At 69.3% G+C, this 17647-nt stretch carries 17 protein-coding genes and 1 pseudogene; 14 read left to right on the forward strand and 4 right to left on the reverse strand.

What is annotated here, in order from left to right; all coding sequences use genetic code 11:
* The first annotated feature begins 27 nt into the window (after positions 1 to 27).
* The 3 genes from MCHLDSM_RS21930 to manA are packed head-to-tail and all read left to right on the forward strand — an operon-like array spanning position 28 to position 3740.
* Positions 28 to 1413 (forward strand): phosphomannomutase/phosphoglucomutase, encoded by a 1386-nt coding sequence (locus tag MCHLDSM_RS21930; protein WP_048471997.1) that lies wholly within the window; start codon positions 28 to 30, stop codon positions 1411 to 1413.
* Complete coding sequence (locus tag MCHLDSM_RS21935) at positions 1410 to 2507, forward strand: hypothetical protein (RefSeq protein ID WP_048471998.1); 1098 nt, start codon at positions 1410 to 1412, stop codon at positions 2505 to 2507. The genes MCHLDSM_RS21930 and MCHLDSM_RS21935 overlap by 4 nt, the downstream gene beginning before the upstream one ends.
* Before the next feature lie 6 nt (positions 2508 to 2513).
* Complete coding sequence (gene manA, locus MCHLDSM_RS21940; protein WP_048471999.1) at positions 2514 to 3740, forward strand: mannose-6-phosphate isomerase, class I; 1227 nt, start codon at positions 2514 to 2516, stop codon at positions 3738 to 3740.
* Here the strand turns inward: manA and MCHLDSM_RS21945 are convergent.
* Positions 3685 to 5064: an FAD-dependent oxidoreductase gene (locus MCHLDSM_RS21945; protein WP_048472000.1), complete on the reverse strand. Its 1380-nt coding sequence runs from the start codon at positions 5062 to 5064 to the stop codon at positions 3685 to 3687. The genes manA and MCHLDSM_RS21945 overlap by 56 nt on opposite strands.
* A 78-nt stretch (positions 5065 to 5142) precedes the next feature.
* Between MCHLDSM_RS21945 and MCHLDSM_RS21950 the strand changes: the two genes are divergently transcribed.
* The 9 genes and pseudogenes from MCHLDSM_RS21950 to MCHLDSM_RS21985 form a co-directional block, all read left to right on the forward strand.
* A partial coding sequence (locus MCHLDSM_RS21950; RefSeq protein ID WP_412178262.1) for an amino acid permease occupies positions 5143 to 6226 on the forward strand: 1084 nt, incomplete at its 3' end.
* Position 6227: 1 nt separating this feature from the next.
* Positions 6228 to 6713: pseudogene (locus tag MCHLDSM_RS39695) on the forward strand (amino acid permease); the annotation flags it as partial.
* 50 nt (positions 6714 to 6763) lie between these two features.
* On the forward strand, positions 6764 to 7606 hold the full coding sequence (locus MCHLDSM_RS21955; protein ID WP_048472001.1) for an SDR family NAD(P)-dependent oxidoreductase: 843 nt from the start codon (positions 6764 to 6766) through the stop codon (positions 7604 to 7606).
* Between the two features lie 183 nt (positions 7607 to 7789).
* Positions 7790 to 8938, forward strand: a complete 1149-nt coding sequence (locus tag MCHLDSM_RS21960; protein ID WP_234714153.1) for an alkane 1-monooxygenase — start codon at positions 7790 to 7792, stop codon at positions 8936 to 8938.
* Positions 8935 to 9108, forward strand: coding sequence for a rubredoxin (locus MCHLDSM_RS21965; RefSeq protein WP_048416797.1), 174 nt, complete (start codon positions 8935 to 8937; stop codon positions 9106 to 9108). Before MCHLDSM_RS21960 ends, MCHLDSM_RS21965 begins: the two co-directional genes overlap by 4 nt.
* The gene (locus tag MCHLDSM_RS21970; RefSeq protein ID WP_048472002.1) at positions 9105 to 9287 is read left to right on the forward strand and encodes a rubredoxin; all 183 of its coding nucleotides are present in this window, start codon (positions 9105 to 9107) and stop codon (positions 9285 to 9287) included. Before MCHLDSM_RS21965 ends, MCHLDSM_RS21970 begins: the two co-directional genes overlap by 4 nt.
* Entirely contained in the window at positions 9284 to 9925 is a 642-nt protein-coding gene (gene alkX, locus MCHLDSM_RS21975) for a TetR family transcriptional regulator AlkX (protein WP_407661934.1), read from the forward strand. The genes MCHLDSM_RS21970 and alkX overlap by 4 nt, the downstream gene beginning before the upstream one ends.
* 206 nt (positions 9926 to 10131) lie before the next feature.
* Complete coding sequence (gene ahcY, locus MCHLDSM_RS21980; protein ID WP_048416794.1) at positions 10132 to 11598, forward strand: adenosylhomocysteinase; 1467 nt, start codon at positions 10132 to 10134, stop codon at positions 11596 to 11598.
* Position 11599: 1 nt separating this feature from the next.
* Positions 11600 to 12097 carry a hypothetical protein gene (locus MCHLDSM_RS21985; protein ID WP_048472004.1) on the forward strand — a complete coding sequence of 166 codons (498 nt, stop codon included), beginning with the start codon at positions 11600 to 11602 and terminating at the stop codon, positions 12095 to 12097.
* A 3-nt stretch (positions 12098 to 12100) separates the two neighbouring features.
* On the opposite strand, the gene MCHLDSM_RS21990 is transcribed toward MCHLDSM_RS21985, so the two are convergent.
* From MCHLDSM_RS21990 to MCHLDSM_RS22000, 3 genes are all read right to left on the reverse strand, one after another.
* Positions 12101 to 13732 carry a metallophosphoesterase gene (locus MCHLDSM_RS21990; RefSeq protein WP_407661936.1) on the reverse strand — a complete coding sequence of 544 codons (1632 nt, stop codon included), beginning with the start codon at positions 13730 to 13732 and terminating at the stop codon, positions 12101 to 12103.
* An 83-nt stretch (positions 13733 to 13815) separates the two neighbouring features.
* On the reverse strand, positions 13816 to 14829 hold the full coding sequence (locus MCHLDSM_RS21995; protein WP_048472006.1) for a glycerophosphodiester phosphodiesterase: 1014 nt from the start codon (positions 14827 to 14829) through the stop codon (positions 13816 to 13818).
* Between the two features lie 45 nt (positions 14830 to 14874).
* Entirely contained in the window at positions 14875 to 16179 is a 1305-nt protein-coding gene (locus MCHLDSM_RS22000; protein WP_053083056.1) for an alpha/beta hydrolase, read from the reverse strand.
* Positions 16180 to 16232: 53 nt separating this feature from the next.
* Between MCHLDSM_RS22000 and MCHLDSM_RS22005 the strand changes: the two genes are divergently transcribed.
* Together MCHLDSM_RS22005 and MCHLDSM_RS22010 are read left to right on the forward strand one after the other, a co-directional pair.
* On the forward strand, positions 16233 to 16871 hold the full coding sequence (locus tag MCHLDSM_RS22005) for a dTMP kinase (protein ID WP_048472007.1): 639 nt from the start codon (positions 16233 to 16235) through the stop codon (positions 16869 to 16871).
* A 109-nt stretch (positions 16872 to 16980) separates the two neighbouring features.
* Positions 16981 to 17619: a hypothetical protein gene (locus MCHLDSM_RS22010; protein ID WP_234714151.1), complete on the forward strand. Its 639-nt coding sequence runs from the start codon at positions 16981 to 16983 to the stop codon at positions 17617 to 17619.
* Positions 17620 to 17647 lie beyond the last annotated feature (28 nt).

Raw genomic sequence — 17647 nt, forward strand, 5'->3', positions numbered from 1 at the left:
GTCTGCACGCAAGCGTGAGGAGCCTCCATGTCCCGGCCCGCCGAGGCGGTACAGCGCGTCATCAAGGCGTATGACGTGCGCGGACTCGTCGGCGAGGAGATCGACGAGCAGTTCGTCAGCGAGGTCGGCGCCGCGTTCGCCCGCCTGGTCCGCGACACCGCGCACCAGGTCGTCATCGGCCACGACATGCGCGAGAGCTCCCCGGTGCTGTCCACCGCGTTCGCCGAGGGCGTGATGGCCCAGGGCCTCGACGTCGTCCGCATCGGACTGGCCTCCACCGATCAGCTGTACTTCGCCTCCGGTCTGCTCGACTGCCCGGGCGCGATGTTCACCGCCAGCCACAACCCCGCCGCCTACAACGGCATCAAGCTGTGCCGCGCCGGGGCCAAGCCCGTCGGCAAGGAGTCCGGACTGGTCACGATCAGTGACGAGGTCATCGCCGGCGTCCCCGCCTACGACGGGCCGCACGGCACCGCCACCGACCGCGACGTGCTCGGCGACTACGGCGATTTCCTGCGCTCCCTGGTCGATGTCAGCGAGCTGCGTCCGCTGAAGGTCGCCGTCGACGCCGGTAACGGCATGGCCGGCCACACCGCCCCCGGCGTCCTCGGACCCATCCCGTCGGTCACGCTGTCGCCGCTGTTCTTCGAACTCGACGGCACCTTCCCCAACCACGAGGCCAACCCGCTGGACCCGGCCAACCTCGTCGACCTGCAGGCCTACGTCCTCGAGACCGGCGCCGACATCGGTCTGGCCTTCGACGGCGACGCCGACCGCTGCTTCGTCGTCGACGAGAAGGGCCAGGCGGTCTCGCCGTCGGCGGTCACCGCGCTGGTCGCCGCGCGCGAACTCACCCGCGAGATCGGCGCGACCGTCATCTACAACCTCATCACCTCGCGCGCGGTGCCGGAACTGGTCATCGAACGCGGCGGCACCCCGCTGCGTTCGCGGGTCGGGCACTCCTACATCAAGGGCCTGATGGCCGAGACCGGTGCGATCTTCGGCGGCGAGCATTCCGCGCACTACTACTTCCGCGACTTCTGGGGCGCCGACTCCGGCATGCTCGCCGCACTGCACGTGCTCGCCGCGCTCGGCGAACAGGACCGGCCGCTGTCGGAGTTGATGGCCGACTACGAGCGCTACGAAGCCTCCGGCGAACTCAACTACACCGTGTCCGACGCGCCGAAGATCGTCGACGCCGTGCTGGCCGCGTTCGGGTCGCGGGTGCACGCCATCGACCACCTCGACGGTGTGACCGTCGACCTGGGCGACGGCAGCTGGTTCAACCTGCGGATGTCGAACACCGAACCGCTGCTGCGGCTCAACGTCGAGACCCGCACCCCCGAGGAGGTGGCCGCGCTCGTCGACGAGATCGGCGCGCTGATCGCCTCGGGTGCAAAGGAATTGACGTGAACGCTACCGCGGTGGTCGACCTCGACGACACCGACGGCCTGCTGGCCGCCGACCGTCAGGGGCTGCTGCGGGCCGCGTCGATGGCCGGCGCTCAGGTGCGGGCCACCGCCGCGGCTCTCGACGAGGGCGACCTCGAATCGGTGCGCTCCGACGTGCCCCCGCGGACCGTGGTCTGGGTGGCCGGCCGCGGCACCGCGGCGACCGCGGGCTCCATGCTCGCCGGCGTGCTCGGCGGGACGCTGTCCGCGCCGATGGTCGTCGCCGCCGAGGCGCCGCCCTGGATCGGCGCCCTCGACGTGCTGATCGTGGCCGGGGACGACCCCGGTGACCCCGCGCTGGTGTCGGCCGCCGCGACCGCGGTGCGTCGCGGCGCGCGCGTCGTCGTCGTCGCGCCCTACGACGGCCCCCTGCGCGACGCGACCGCCGGCCGGTCGGTGGCGTTGCCGCCGCGGCTGCCCGTGCCCGACGATTTCGCGCTGGCGCGCTACCTCGCCGCCGGCCTCGCGGCGCTCGAGGCGATCACCCCCGGCGTCCGGGTGGACCTCGCGACGCTGGCCGACGAACTCGACGCCGAAGCGTTCCGAAACAGTGCTGCGCGTGAGCTTTTCACCAACCCGGCCAAGGAACTGACCCAGCGCATGCTCGACCGCGACGTGGTGTTCGCCGGCGACACCCCCGCCACCCTGACGCTGGCCCGCCACGCCTGCACGGTGATGCTGCGGGTGGCCCAGAAGACCGTGGCCGCGGTGGGCCTCGCCGACGTGCTGGTGGCACTCGGCCAGGGGTGGGGGCGCGGCAGCACAGGTGCCCCGGAGATGTCGATCTTCCACGACGACGAGATCGACGGACCGCTGCCGCAACGCGCGCGGACCATCGTGCTGACCTCCGACGCCGACCGACTCGCCGTGTCGGCGCGGCTGGGCGGTTTCGATGACGTGTCCGTGGTCAATGCCAACGATGTGCCAGATCTAGGGGGGGACGAGACGCCGGGCTCAGCAGTGACGCCCGGCGTCAGCCGGCCCGAGCAACAACTGGCGCTGATGGCGGTCCGCCTGGAGATGGCGGCCGTCTACCAGCGCCTGATTCGAGGGTGAGGGCAAGTGCATCTGCTCAGGGGTGCGGTGCGAACCTATGCGTGGGGTTCGAGAACCGCGATCGCCGAATTCACCGGGGCGCCGAGCCCGACCCCACACCCGGAAGCGGAGCTGTGGTTCGGGGCGCACCCCGGCGACCCGGCGCATCTGCAGACCGAGGACGGGGACCGCTCGCTGCTCGACGCGCTGCGCGCCGACCCCGAAGGCGAACTGGGGCAGGCGGTCCGCGGTCGCTTCGGTGACGCGCTGCCATTCCTGGTCAAAGTGCTCGCCGCCGACGAGCCGCTCTCGCTGCAGGCCCACCCCAGCACCGAGCAGGCCATCGAGGGCTTCGCCCGCGAGGAGCGGATGGGCATCCCCGTCAACGCCCCGATCCGCAACTACCGCGACCGCAGCCACAAGCCCGAGATCATCGTGGCGCTCAGCCAGTTCGAGGCCCTGGCCGGGTTCGCGCCCGCCGCTCGGTCGGTGACCCTGATGCGTGCGCTCGGGGTGGCCGAGCTGAATCCGTTCATCAACCTGCTCGCCGGGGAATCCGATGCCGACGGGCTCCGGGCGCTGTTCACGACGTGGATCACGTTCCCGCAGCCCGATCTCGACGTCCTGGTGCCCGCGGTGCTCGACGGCGCCATCAACTACCTGCGCTCCGGCGAACAGGAATTCGCCCGCGAGGCCAGGACCGTGCTCGAACTCGGCGAGCGGTATCCCGGCGACGCCGGCGTGCTCGCCTCGATGCTGCTCAACCGGCTCTCGCTGCAGCCCGGCGAGGCGATCTACCTGCCCGCCGGCAACCTGCACGCCTACCTGTCGGGCGTCGGCGTGGAGGTGATGGCCAACTCGGACAACGTCCTTCGCGGTGGCCTGACCCCCAAGCACGTCGACGTGCCCGAACTGCTCCGCGTCCTCGACTTCACCCCGGCCGTCGACATCATCGTGCACCCCGACTCCGTGCGTGACGGCGCCGAACTCGTCTACCCCACGCCGGCACCGGAATTCGCGGTGTCGGTGCTCACCGTCGACGGCGAGCAGCTGGGCCACGAGATCGACGCGCCCACCCGCCACGACGGCCCGCAGATCCTGCTGTGCACCCAGGGATCGGCGACGGTGCACGCGAAATCCTCGGCGGTGACACTGCGGCGCGGGGCCGCGGCATGGGTGGCCGCCGACGAGGGGCCGATCAGGCTGATGTCGCAGGAGCCGACGCGACTGTTTCGCGTGACCGTCGGGATCTAGCCCGCTTGTCGGCGGCCCACAGCCGCATGTTGTGCCGGACGGTGCGGCCGACCAACTTCGCCGACGGCACCATGTACAGAGTGTCGAGAAGGCTGAAGCGGCGCAGGAACCATTCCGCGAGAACAGGATCCGACTCGGCTGCGCCGAGGAACTGGTCGAACAGGGACCCGACCGGCCGGTACCACCACGGCATCGGACCCTCGGCCCGGTGCAACACCAGGTCGCCGATCGCGTTCATCGTCCACACCGGCCACGTCGTCTTCGTCGTGGCCTTCGCGAACGTCAGCGCCAGGTTCTCACCGGGATCGCGCAGCGCACGCTGCAGATGACCCGCCTGCAGCGACGTCATCGTCATGCCCTGGCCGAACGTCGGATTGAAACTCGCCACCGCGTCACCGAACGGCAGGATGCCGTCCGGGAACCGGTCGAGCTTGTCGTAGCGGCGCCACCGGCTGGTCGGGTATTTATGGAACGCCACCTCGCCGATCGGCTCACCCTGGCGCAGCGCGGAACTGACATGCGGCGGCAGGATCTCGTCGGCCAGCGCGCACATACCCTCGAAATCCTTGGGCGGCTCCACTTTTCCGACACCGAACGTGGTCAGGCCCCAGGTGCCGTCCTCGTAGTACAGCATTCCCAGGCCCACCGGATGCTCCCGCGACGCCCCGGCGACCACCACCTTCTCGGCGAACAACCCCTCCGGGATGCGCACCTGGTGCGTCGCGTAGCCGATGCCGACGTCCACCGTGTCCTCGGGCGGCCGCGCAAAACCCCACTGCTCCAACCACACCGGCAAGCGGGTGCCCCGCCCCGTCGCATCGACCACCAGATCCGCGTCGACCGTCGACCCCGCCACCCTGACTCCTGTGACCCGGCGTCCGTCGTACACCGGCTCGTCGACACCCTCGCCGACCAGCGTCACGTTGGGGATCTCCAGGACGCGCCGGCGGATCTGCCACTCCAGATGCGGCCGGCTCGGCACGTAGGCGGTGAACTCGTCCTGCAGCCGGTGCTGGGTGCCCAACACATGGCCTGCCGCTCCGAAGTGGATGCAGTCCGGCCGGTTCTCCAGGATCGGCACGCCGGCGGCGACCATGTCCTCGAGCAGACCGGGGAACAGCGCCTCGAACTCCTGCGCGCCGCGGGCCATCAACAGGTGCACATGTCGGCCCTGCGGCACAGCCGCGCGGTTGGCCGGCCCGTCGGGAAGCTGGTCGCGCTCGAAGATCGTCACCCGGTCGAAGACCCCGGAGAGGACTCGGGCGGCGCACAGCCCGCCGAGGCTGGCGCCGATGACGATCGCGTGTTCTGCACTCTGTGTCATGAGGGCTGCCATTGAAGGTCACTTTAAGGGACGTAGTGGGTACATTCCCGCACAGACGATGACGAAACGAGGACGTTGATGACGCAGGAGTCGGCGGCACCGGCCACCAACAAGCGGCGGACCAAGTCGGTGGAGCAGTCCATCGCCGACACCGACGAGCCCGACACCCGGCTCCGCAAGGACCTGACCTGGTGGGACCTCACCGTCTTCGGGGTGTCCGTGGTGATCGGCGCCGGCATCTTCACGATCACCGCGTCGACGGCCGCGAACCTCACCGGCCCGGCGATCTCGATCTCGTTCGTCATCGCCGCGGTCGCGTGCGGGCTCGCCGCGCTGTGTTACGCGGAGTTCGCCTCCACGGTGCCGGTCGCGGGCAGCGCGTACACGTTCTCCTATGCGACGTTCGGCGAGTTCGTCGCGTGGATCATCGGCTGGGACCTGATCCTCGAATTCGCCGTCGCGGCGGCCGTCGTCGCCAAGGGCTGGTCGAGTTATCTGGGCACCGTGTTCGGTTTCGGCGGTGGCGTCGCGAATATCGGTGGGCTGGAAGTCGATTGGGGCGCCCTGCTGATCATCGCGTTCGTCACCGCGATCCTGGCCTACGGCACCAAGCTCTCCGCCGGCATCAGCCTCGCGATCACCGCGGTGAAGGTCGCGGTGGTGCTGCTGGTCGTGATCGTCGGCGCGTTCTACATCAAGACCCAGAACTACACGCCGTTCGTCCCGCCCACCGAACCGGGCGGCGGCGGATCGGGCACCGAGCAGTCGTTGTTCTCGCTGCTGACCGGCGCCGAGGGCAGCCACTACGGCTGGTACGGGGTGCTGGCCGGTGCGTCGATCGTGTTCTTCGCATTCATCGGCTTCGACATCGTCGCCACCACCGCCGAGGAGACCAAGAACCCGCAGCGCGACGTGCCCCGGGGAATCCTGGCCTCCCTCGGCATCGTCACGGTGCTCTACGTCGCCGTCACCGTCGTGGTGTCGGGGATGGTCAGCTACAAGGAACTGCGCGGCGCCGAGACGCAGAACCTCGCGACGGCGTTCGCGCTGAACGGGGTGGACTGGGCGGCCAAGGTGATCTCGATCGGCGCGCTGGCAGGGCTGACGACCGTGGTGATCGTGCTGGTGCTGGGCCAGACGCGGGTGCTGTTCGCGATGTCGCNGCCAAGGTGATCTCGATCGGCGCGCTGGCAGGGCTGACGACCGTGGTGATCGTGCTGGTGCTGGGCCAGACGCGGGTGCTGTTCGCGATGTCGCGCGACGGCCTGATGCCGCGTCAGCTCGCCAAGACCGGCCGGCACGGGACGCCGGTGCGGATCACGCTGATCACGGGCGCGGTCGTCGCGATCACTGCGACGGTGTTCCCGATCGGCAAGCTCGAGGAGATGGTGAACATCGGCACGCTGTTCGCGTTCGTGCTGGTGTCGGCGGGTGTGCTGGTGCTGCGGCGCACGCGGCCCGACCTGCCGCGCGGCTTCCGGGCGCCGTGGGTGCCGGTGCTGCCGGTGCTGTCGATCATCGCGTGCGTGTGGCTGATGCTGAACCTGACCGGGCTGACGTGGATCCGGTTCCTGATCTGGATGGCGATCGGTGTGGCCGTCTACTTCCTCTACGGCCGGCGGCACTCGCTGGTGGGCCGCCGCAGCTGAGTTTCCTCCGCGCTTGACCCTCTCCCCGGGGGAGGCCCCACGGTGGGGCCATGACGAGAAACTGGTTCATCACCGGCGGAACGCCGGGCGGATTCGGGATGGCCTTCGCCGAGGCCGCCCTCGAGGTCGGCGACCGGGTGGTGCTCACCGCGCGGCGCGTCGAGGAACTGGCGGAGTGGGCGCAGACATTCGGTGATCGCGTGCTGGTCGTGCCGCTCGACGTCACCCACCCCGACCAGGTGCAGCGGGCCGTCCGCACCGCCGAGGAGCACTTCGGGGGGATCGACGTGCTGGTCAACAACGCCGGCCGCGGCTGGTACGGCTCGATCGAAGGCATGGCCGAGGGTGCCGTGCGGACGATGTTCGAGCTGAACTTCTTCGCCGTGCTGTCGGTGACGCGGGCGGTGCTGCCCGGCATGCGGGCGCGGGGCAGCGGACGGATCGTCAACGTGTCATCGGTGGCCGGCCTGCAGGGCGTGGCCGGGTTCGGCTATTACAGCGCAACGAAATTCGCCATCGAGGCCGTCACCGATGTCCTCCGGCAGGAGGTCGCTGCGCTGGGCATCGGCGTGATGGCGGTCGAGCCGGGGGCCTTCCGCACGCGGGCCTACGCCGGCTTCGCCGACGAGCCGATCACCGAAACCGTCACCGCCTACCGCGACCTGCTCGAGCAGGTGCGCGCGGGGATGATCGCCGAGGACGGCAACCAGCCCGGCGACCCCCGGCGCGGGGCGCGCGCGCTGATCGCTGCGTTGGCGCAGGACCCGTTGCCGACGCGGCTGGTGCTGGGCGGTGCCGGGTTCGACGCCGCTGTCGCAGCGCTGCAGGAGCGGCTTGCCCACGTCCGGGCCGGCGAGGCGCTGTCCCGAGGTGCCGATTTCCCGACGGAGTGACCCTGCTCTTTACAAAACAGGCCTTGCTGTCTAGACAGGCGACAAAACTGGCTCTATAGTCAATCGGAGTTGGTGATCGCACTCACAGCAAGGAGGCATCGGGTGACCACACAGGAACTGCGGGGAGGCCCACAGGGCGCCGGGGTCGAGGAGTGGCGCGACAAGAAGCGCTACCTCTGGCTGATGGGCCTTATCGCCCCGACGGCGCTGTTCGTCATGCTGCCGCTGGTGTGGGCGTTCAACCACTGGGGCTGGCACGGCGCGGCGCAGGTGCCGCTGTGGATCGGCCCGATCCTGCTCTACATCCTGCTGCCCGCCCTGGACCTGAGGTTCGGGCCCGACGGCCAGAACCCGCCCGACGAGGTGATGGAGCGGCTGGAGAACGACAAGTACTACCGCTACTGCACCTACATCTACATCCCGTTCCAGTACGCCAGCGTGATTTTCGGCGCGTACCTGTTCACCGCGTCGGACCTGAGCTGGCTGGGCTTCGACGGCGCGCTGCCGTGGCCGGCGAAGATCGGGGTGGCGCTGTCGGTGGGCGTGCTCGGCGGCGTGGGCATCAACACCGCGCACGAGATGGGGCACAAGAAGGACTCGCTGGAGCGGTGGCTGAGCAAGATCACCCTCGCGCAGACCTGTTACGGCCACTTCTACATCGAGCACAACCGCGGCCACCACGTCCGCGTCGCGACCCCGGAGGATCCGGCGAGTGCGCGGTTCGGCGAGACCTTCTGGGAGTTCCTGCCGCGCAGCGTCGTCGGCAGCCTGCGCTCGGCATGGGAGCTCGAGGCCAAGCGGCTCGAGCGGGCAGGCAAGTCGAAATGGCACTGGTCCAACGACGTGCTCAACGCCTGGGCGATGTCGGCGGTGTTCTACGGCGCCCTGATCGCGGTCTTCGGCGTCGCCCTCATTCCCTACATCCTGATCTCCGCGGTGTTCGGCTTCAGCCTGCTCGAGACGGTGAACTACCTCGAGCACTACGGCCTGCTGCGGCAGAAGAACGAGAACGGCCGCTACGAGCGGTGCGCCCCGGTGCACAGCTGGAACTCCGACCACATCGTGACCAACCTGTTCCTGTATCACCTCCAGCGGCACAGTGATCACCACGCCAACCCGACCCGGCGCTACCAGACGCTGCGCAGCATGAAGGGCGCGCCGAACCTGCCCAGCGGCTACGCGTCGATGATCGGGCTGACCTACTTCCCGCCACTGTGGCGCAAGGTGATGGACCACCGGGTGCTCGACCACTACGACGGCGACATCACCCGCGTGAACATCCACCCGCGAGTGCGGGACAAGGTGCTCGCCCGGTATGGGGCGGACTCGTGAGCACGTATCGCTGCCCCGGCTGCGACTACGTCTACGACGAAGCCAAAGGTGCGCCGCGGGAAGGGTTTCCGGCGGGCACGGCCTGGGCCGACATCCCCGACGACTGGTGCTGCCCCGACTGTGCGGTCCGCGAGAAGGTCGACTTCGAACCGATAGGAGTGAATCAGTGACCGACTACAAGCTGTTCGTCTGCGTGCAGTGCGGCTTCGAGTACGACGAGGCCAAGGGTTGGCCCGAGGACGGCATCGCCCCGGGCACCCGCTGGGACGACATCCCCGACGACTGGAGTTGCCCCGACTGCGGCGCGGCCAAGTCGGACTTCGACATGGTGGAGGTCTCACGACCGTGACCGTTACAGTCGCGCGTGTGAGCAGCACCAACGACAAGCGCATCACCTACGCCGAGGCGTCGCGGGTCCTGCTGCGCGATTCGATCCTCGACGGCATGCGCGAGTTGCTGCTCACCCGCGACTGGTCGGCGATCACGCTGTCCGACGTCGCCAAGGCCGCCGGCATCAGCCGGCAGACCATCTACAACGAGTTCGGTTCCCGCCAGGGCCTGGCCCAGGGATACGCGCTGCGACTGGCCGACCGGCTGGTCAGCCAGATCCAGGGCGCGATCATCGACAACGTCGGCGACGTGTACGCGGCGTTCCTGCAGGGGTTCCGCGACTTCTTCGCCGAATCGGCCGCCGACCCGCTGGTGATCTCACTGCTGACCGGCACGTCCAAACCCGACCTGCTGCAGATCATCACCACCGACAGCGCGCCGATCATCACGCACTGCTCGGCGCGGCTGACCGAGCTGTTCATGACCAGCTGGGTGCGCTGCAGCGAAGAGGATGCGGGCGTACTGGCCCGGGCGATCGTCCGGCTCGCGATGAGCTACATCTCGATGCCGCCGGAGGCCGATCACGACGTGGCGCGCGACCTGGCCCGGTTGATGACGCCGTTCGCCGAGCGCTACGGGGTCATCGAGTCCGGATAGCGGCCGCGTCCCCGACCGGGGCGAATTGGAGGCGGCCGCGCCCGCCCGCTAGGGTGTTGTGGATACCTCTCAGCTGGCAGTGCGTCTCCGCTGTTGAAAAACGGACCGACGAGCGCCTGTCCCGCGAGCCCGCAGGCTGAGTGTGTCGCCGGCGCACTGTGGTGCGTCCCGAGGCAAATGTGACGAATCAAAAAGGGGCTCTATATATGACTGCACCGACACTGACCGCAGACGTCCGCAACGGCATCGACTTCAAGGTCGCCGACCTGTCGCTGGCCGAGTTCGGCCGCAAGGAGATCCGGCTCGCCGAGCACGAGATGCCCGGCCTGATGACCCTGCGCCGCGAGTACGCCGAGGTCCAGCCGCTCAAGGGCGCCCGGGTCTCCGGCTCGCTGCACATGACCGTGCAGACGGCCGTGCTGATCGAGACGCTGACCAGCCTGGGCGCCGAGGTGCGCTGGGCGAGCTGCAACATCTTCTCCACCCAGGACCACGCGGCCGCGGCCGTCGTCGTCGGACCCCACGGCACCCCCGAGGAGCCCAAGGGCATCCCCGTGTTCGCGTGGAAGGGCGAGACCCTCGAGGAGTACTGGTGGGCCGCCGAGCAGATGCTGACCTGGCCCGGCGAGCCGGCCAACATGATCCTCGACGACGGCGGTGACGCCACCATGCTGGTGCTGCGCGGCGCCCAGTTCGAGAAGGCCGGCGTCGTGCCGCCGGAGGAGGACGAGCACTCCGACGAGTACAAGGTGTTCCTGAACCTGCTGCGCCGCTCGCTGGAGTCCGACAAGACCAAGTGGACGACGATCGCCGAGTCGGTCAAGGGCGTCACCGAGGAGACCACCACCGGCGTGCTGCGCCTGTACCAGTTCGCCGCGGCCGGCGAGCTCGCGTTCCCGGCGATCAACGTCAACGACTCGGTCACCAAGAGCAAGTTCGACAACAAGTACGGCACCCGGCACTCGCTGATCGACGGCATCAACCGCGGCACCGACGTCCTGATCGGCGGCAAGGCCGCGCTGGTCTGCGGCTACGGCGACGTCGGCAAGGGCTGCGCCGAGGCGCTCAAGGCGCAGGGCGCCCGCGTCGCGGTCACCGAGATCGACCCGATCAACGCCCTGCAGGCGCTGATGGACGGCTTCGAGGTCAAGACCGTCGAGGAGGCCGTGGGCTGGGCCGACATCATCATCACCGCCACCGGCAACCAGGGGATCATCACCCTCGAGCACATGCGGTCGATGAAGCACCAGGCGATCCTGGGCAACATCGGTCACTTCGACGACGAGATCGAGATGGCGCGCCTGGAGCGTGACCCCGACATCCGCCGGATCAACATCAAGCCGCAGGTCGACGAGTTCGTCTTCCCCGACGGCCACTCGATCATCGTGCTGTCCGAGGGTCGGCTGCTCAACCTGGGCAACGCCACCGGCCACCCGTCGTTCGTGATGAGCAACAGCTTCTCGAACCAGGTGATCGCCCAGATCGAGCTGTGGACCAAGAACGACGAGTACGACAACGAGGTCTACCGGCTGGCCAAGCACCTCGACGAGAAGGTCGCCAAGATCCACGTCGAGGCGCTCGGCGGCACGCTGACCCGCCTCACCAAGGAGCAGGCCGAGTACATCGGTGTGGACGTGGAGGGCCCGTACAAGCCGGAGCACTACCGCTACTGACATGACGATTCGGGCGCGCGCGGCGACACTGAGTGTCGTCGTGCGCGCCCGTTTCGCGTTGGTGCTGCTGCTGGCGCTGACCGGGTGTGCCCACCCGCAGTCGGAGGAGCCCGAGAGCACCGCCACCCGGCCCGTGATGGAGGTCCGGCACGACACCGAAGAACTCGAGCGGACGTTCCCCGCGCTCGGGGCCCCGGTGTCGGCGTCGTGGATCCGCTGGGACAACGCCGGAGACGCCTCACGCGCGACGGCGGTCTGGATCGACGCCGTCGTGAAAGTCACCCCGCCGACGATGGATTCGCTTCTGCGACAGCATGATTCGGAGCCGTCGACGCAGCACCCCGCGGTGCAGAAAGCGCTCGAGGCCGACGTGCCGCCCGGGCCGTTCCGCACCGGCGTCGAACTGAACATGGCGTTCTCGCCGGTCCGCAAGAGCACACGGGTGTTCCTGGACCCGCCGCACGACACCGTGGTGCTGCAGTCCTACGAGATCAACTGATCATCATTGCTTCACCGGGCGGCGGAAGGTGAGCATGTCGAGTTCGCGCCCGTACTCGTCGACCGCGACGACGTCCATCTCGCTGACGAAGACTCCGGGCCGCACATCGACCCGGATGAACGCATAGTTCTGAAACCTCACCCGCGACCACGCGACGGCTTCGGGGTGTTGCTCGCCGCCGGAGGTCCACACGTAGCTGTTCGGCACGAAGGTGTCGGCCGTCTCGTGCCCGCGGTAACTCTCCTGCTCACCGGGTTGGAACGTGTAGCGCGGCCGACCCGCGGATCCGACCGTGTAGTACACCGTGCCGTCGGTGTCGGGATAGACGGTGGCGCGATCCCCGGCTGCCCTGGTCGGTGCGCCCTTGCGGATGGGGTCGGACCGCTCGAAGGCGTGGTTGTGCGCCTGCAGCACGAGGTCCACCCGGTACCGGTCGAACAATTCAGCCCATGCGTCGCGCACCCCGCCGTCGCTGGCGTGCGCCTGCACCGTCGAGTAGGCGCAGTGATGGAAGAAGCACGCGATGAAATCGATGTTCGGGTCGGCTCGGTGCCGGGCCAGAGTGTCTGCCACCCAACGGGTCTGAGTGCCGCCGGAGTAGCCGGTGTTGGCCGTGATCTCGTAGGAGACGTCGTTGGCGTCCAGCGACAGGACCGCCACATTGCCGTAGACGAACGAGTACACCGACGGGCACGCCGCGGGTCCGTTGCCGGGGAAGTCCATCCGTGCCAGATGGCCGGCGTAGCCGTGCACGGGGTAGGCGGCCTCCATGTCGTGATTGCCGGTGGCGAACATCCACGGGGTCGTCGACGCACTGGCTTCGATGGAGCCCAGGTACACGTCCCACACAAAGGGATTGAACTTGTCGAACCCCGACGGCAATGCTCCGCCCGACGGCACGAACGTCGGTGGCTTGCCCAAACCCGAGGGGTCCGCGTAGGCGATGTCCCCGGCCAGGATGTGGAAATCCGGGCGCGACGCGATGATCTGACTCAGCACGTTCTCGGTGTGCGCCACGGCGGGAGCGTTGTCCGGCTTGTAGTAGCCGTCGTCGTAGTCGCCCCGGGCCAAACCCGGTGGGAGCAGCGGCGTGGTATCGGTGCCCTGATCGCCCATCATCGTGAACCGGAAGGGTGCCAGAGCATTTCGCGCACTGGGCATCGCCGTGAAGGCCGACCGGATGTCGCTGACGAAGCCGTCCTCGGTGCGCCACCGGTAGAAGTGCGGCGCGCGCCCGGCGAGCCCGTCGACCGGGGCGTGAACGTAGAACTGCTCGGCGGCCAGCACACCGCCGGCGCTGTCGGGGATCTGGGTGACCAGATTGCGGACCTCCGCTTCGGCCGTGGCGCCCAGCGCGGGCGTCGGGCCGTGATCGAGAAACACTGTGGCGCCGGCAGGGTTGCGCGACAGCTGCGCGGTCAGCCGCAGCTGGCTGGAGGCGTCGGACCCGTAGCCCACCCGGCGGTTGGCCACCGCCAGCGGGGCGTCCTCGGCGTAGGCGCGGCGGCCGAACGGCGACATGCCGACCGCGCCGACCGCCGCCAGCGCCGCGGACCCCCGCAGAAAGTTCCGGCGGGATACCGGGTGGCGCCTCAGATAACCCCGATGCCAGTCGTACTGTTCCGCGATCGTCATCTCGGCGGCCGCCGCCGCCGGAATGCCGGTGTCCGGGATCTCGCCGGCGCGGTCGGAAGGATTCACCACCATTCGATGATCCGTCAGCTCGGACGGTAGGCCGGCGGTAGCGGCATGCCCAGCTCGGCCATCACCGCACGCAGGCGCGTCGGATAATCGGTGATGATGCCGTCGGCGCCCGCGGCGATCTGCGCGCGCATGGCCCCCGGGTCATTGATGGTCCACGGGATCACCCTCAATCCCAGACCGTGGGCGCGGGAGACGAACTCGGCATCGGCCACCAACGCGAAACCGGGATCGCCGGGAACCTGGCCATAGGGCACCGAGTAGCCCGGCGACAGGATGTTGGCGCCCACCATGGTCGCCGCGATGATCGGATCACCCACGACCGCGGGATCGATGCGGTTCAGCCACGCCGAGCCGGGCACGAACGTCGTCTCGTCCCACAGGGCGACCAGCGGGATCGCCGGTTCGGCGGCGCGCACCAGCGGCAGGGTGCGCCAGTCGAAGCTCTGGATCTCGACCCGATCCTGCTTGCCCGCAGCGCGCACCGCCGCGAGGATGACGTCGACGAACTGGGCCGGCGGCGCCGACATCTCGGGCTTGTCGGCCTCGATCTTGGTTTCGATGTTGTAGCGGACACCGGCGCGATACGAGTCCGCGAGCGCGAACACCTCGGGCAGCGTGGCGATCTTGTTGCCCGTCACCACCTCGGCCCCGGGGAAACCCGACAACAGCTTCCCGCAGTCCAGCGTGCGCAGCTGAGCCGACGTCAGCTCCCACACCAGCTTGCCGACATAGGGGTACTGCGGATCACCGGGAGAGGCGGGGGCGGTGTCGGTGCACTTGTCCGCCTGGATCACCGGGTCATGCCACACCATCGGGTGGCCGTCGCGGGACAGCACGATGTCGAGTTCCAGCGTGGTGACGCCGAGTTCGAGCGCCTTGGCGAACGCACGGAGTGACTCCTCGGTGGTCTCGCCGCGGCCGCCGCGGTGGGCCTGCAGATCGAAGTCGATCGCGGCCGCCGACGCCGGCGCGGACGCGAAGAGCCCGACCAGGAGGACCGACGCGATCATCGCGGCGAGAGTGCGCATGCCCCTAGCCGTAGCAGCGCGAGGTGTCTGCCCGGTGAACACTGATCAGACCAGGCCCAGCTGTCGGTAGATCGTCGGACGCCACAGCCGCGCCTGGGAATTGACGAAGATCCCGCCCAGTGCCCAGTCGTGCATCTGGCCGTCGCCGATCACCACGGTGAAATCGGCGTCCGGGTCCTGCGCCAGCAGCTTGTCGCGGAACAACAGATCCCCGGGATAGGGCCGCTCCACCGTTCCGACGTAGATGGCCGTCGGCGGCAACCCGGTCAGGTCCTCGACCATGATCGGGTTCACCCGCGGATCGTCGGCGTTCAGCGCGCCACCCGCCGACGGTGGCAGCCGGGGCGGAATGATCGGATCGTCGATGTCGTCGACGATCGGGCCGCTCAACGTCAGATGCAGCACGGGGGAGATCAGCACCATCCGCGACGGCTCCTCCTCGGCGAGCACGCACGCGACGTCTGCCCGGCAACGGCGTACCAGTTCCTGCGCGACCAGCATCGCGTAGGTGCCGCCGGCGGAATCGCCGTACAGGCTCACGTTGCCGGCGCCGTGCGCGTCGATCATCGCCGCCAGATAGTCCGCCATTGGCGGGACCAGCGTGTCGACGCTGGCGTCACCCTTCGGCGGCGCCAGCGGATAGATCGGCACCACCACGGTCGCGCCGGTCTGACGGGCCATGGCCGCGTAGTCCGCCCAGTTGATGATGTTCGCCTCGGCCACGAAGCCGCCACCGTGCAGCGCGAGGACGTACTCGCCCGTCGGCTTCTTCGGCGCCATCGACCACACCGTCATGCCGGCGTATTCGCTCTCGGTGATGGTGAGCCTGCCGGTCACCCACCGGGGCGGACTGGTGTGCGTGACGTTGTCGCCGTCCCCGTCGAAGATCGCAGAATCCTTGTGCCGCAACGTCTGAAGCGTCCGCAGGATCAGCCGGTCCACCAGCGACGGCGGCCCGGTGGTGATGGTCTGCGGCCCGTCGGTGATGTCGGTGTCGGTGACGCGCTCGCGGCGCGGGGTCGCACCCAGGGGCAGCAGCGGGGCGACGACGCCGGGTGCGGGCGCGTCGTCCGACTTCTCGGCCGCGTCGGCCGCGCGAGCCGCTCTCCTGGTGTCGATCACGACGCGGCGGGTCTCGGCGGCCTCGCGCCTGCGCTCGGTCAACCGGGCCCGGGACTGCTGCCGCGTCTCGGCGCGAGCGGCGCGCGGGCCCTGCTGTGCCGACGCGGTGTCCGTCCCGCCGGTTGCCGAGTCGTCGGCCGAAGCGACCGCGCACCCACACCCCAGCAGCACCGCGGCCCCGACCCCCGCCGCCACAGCGAACTCCGCAGCTTTGCTCACACCCCGCATGGGCAATCCCTATCACCCGCGGGACATCCGCCGCCCGGGATTAGGCTCATCGGGTGCTCATCGTCATCGAGGGCGTCGACGGCGCCGGCAAGCGCACGCTGACCAACGGGCTGCGCGCCGCGTTCGAATCCCACGGCCACTCCGTCGGTGACCTGGCCTTTCCCCGATACGGCGTGTCGGTGCCCGCCGACCTGGCGGCCGAGGCGCTGCACGGTCAGCACGGCGACCTCGCCGACTCCGTGTACGCGATGGCGGTGCTGTTCGCGATGGACCGCGCCGGCGCGCGCGACGAGATCGCCCAGCTCACGGCGACCCACGGGGTGGTCCTGCTCGACCGCTACGTCGCCTCCAACGCGGCCTACAGCGCCGCGCGGCTGCACCAGGACGCCGACGGCGACGTCGTCGCCTGGGTGCACGAGCTCGAATACCGGCGTCTGGGGTTGCCGGCCCCAGACCGGCAGGTCCTGCTCGACGTGCCGACCGAACTCGCCGCGCAGCGCGCCGCCAGCCGGGAGGCCGCCGACGCCGACCGCACCCGCGACGCCTACGAGCGCGACGACGGCCTGCAGCGACGCACCGGAGCCGTCTACGCCGGACTCGCCGCGGCGCACTGGGGCGGCCCGTGGGAGGTGGTTCCTCCCGACGTCGACGCGGCGGCTTTGGCACAGCGGTTGCTGGCCGGATCCAGTTAGCGAGACGAAACCCGGTTCCCCGACGTACGCTCCCTGCGGGGACGTCGCACAGCGACGCGAGAGCTCGGGGGTTTTCATGGTCGTTCGCACTCCTACGCAGGCTGATCTGATGGCGCGGTTCGACGAGCTCGTCGCCGCCCTGCGGTCCGCGGGGGAGCGATTCGACCAGGGCAGGCTGATCGAAGCGCGCGATCTGGCCGGCCACATCCGCCGCCTGGTGCACCAGGGCGCCACGACACGCGCGCTGATCGACGAGTTGGGTGTGCCGCAGGACTTCACATGGGTGGACACCGCCGGCGTGCTCAACCCGAAGACCGCGGCCTCGGCCGCCTGCCTGACGTTGATGAAGATCCGCACCGGTTCCAAGCGCTGCGGCGAGTTCGTGCCCAAGCTCAGCCTGTATCCGCCGGCGCCGATCCGTACCCGCGAGGGCGGGCACATCGACCGCGGCTCGCGTATCCCGTTCGATCACTGGTGGACCAACCCGGTCGTCAAAGACGCTGACGGAGCGGAGTATTCGCGCAAGGATCTGGTGCTCGCGCTGGCGTCGTCGGACCTCACCGACCCCGAGGTCGAGGCGGCCTACGCGGCGCTGGCCGGTAGCGAATCGCTGGGCTGGGTGGTGCGCCGCGACACCGCCGCGACCGGTCTGGAGCGCAATCCCGTCATGGCCAGCGTCCGGCAGATCGGGTTCGAGGTGCTCCAGTCGATCAGCCAGCAGCGCGACGTCATCGCCGCCTGCGCCTAGCCCGAGGGACACCCCGGGGCGGTCGACC

Source organism: Mycolicibacterium chlorophenolicum (assembly GCF_001044235.1).
GTDB lineage: Bacteria > Actinomycetota > Actinomycetes > Mycobacteriales > Mycobacteriaceae > Mycobacterium > Mycobacterium chlorophenolicum.

Coding starts and splice junctions, on each gene's coding strand:
- ahcY (WP_048416794.1), top strand. CDS start 10,132: ATGACTGCACCGACACTGACCGCAGACGTCCGCAACGGCATCGACTTC.
- MCHLDSM_RS21955 (WP_048472001.1), top strand. CDS start 6,764: ATGACGAGAAACTGGTTCATCACCGGCGGAACGCCGGGCGGATTCGGG.
- MCHLDSM_RS21930 (WP_048471997.1), top strand. CDS start 28: ATGTCCCGGCCCGCCGAGGCGGTACAGCGCGTCATCAAGGCGTATGAC.
- MCHLDSM_RS21960 (WP_234714153.1), top strand. CDS start 7,790: ATGGGCCTTATCGCCCCGACGGCGCTGTTCGTCATGCTGCCGCTGGTG.
- MCHLDSM_RS21945 (WP_048472000.1), bottom strand. CDS start 5,064: ATGACACAGAGTGCAGAACACGCGATCGTCATCGGCGCCAGCCTCGGC.
- MCHLDSM_RS21990 (WP_407661936.1), bottom strand. CDS start 13,732: ATGACGATCGCGGAACAGTACGACTGGCATCGGGGTTATCTGAGGCGC.
- MCHLDSM_RS22000 (WP_053083056.1), bottom strand. CDS start 16,179: ATGCGGGGTGTGAGCAAAGCTGCGGAGTTCGCTGTGGCGGCGGGGGTC.
- MCHLDSM_RS21995 (WP_048472006.1), bottom strand. CDS start 14,829: ATGCGCACTCTCGCCGCGATGATCGCGTCGGTCCTCCTGGTCGGGCTC.
- MCHLDSM_RS21985 (WP_048472004.1), top strand. CDS start 11,600: ATGACGATTCGGGCGCGCGCGGCGACACTGAGTGTCGTCGTGCGCGCC.
- MCHLDSM_RS22010 (WP_234714151.1), top strand. CDS start 16,981: ATGGCGCGGTTCGACGAGCTCGTCGCCGCCCTGCGGTCCGCGGGGGAG.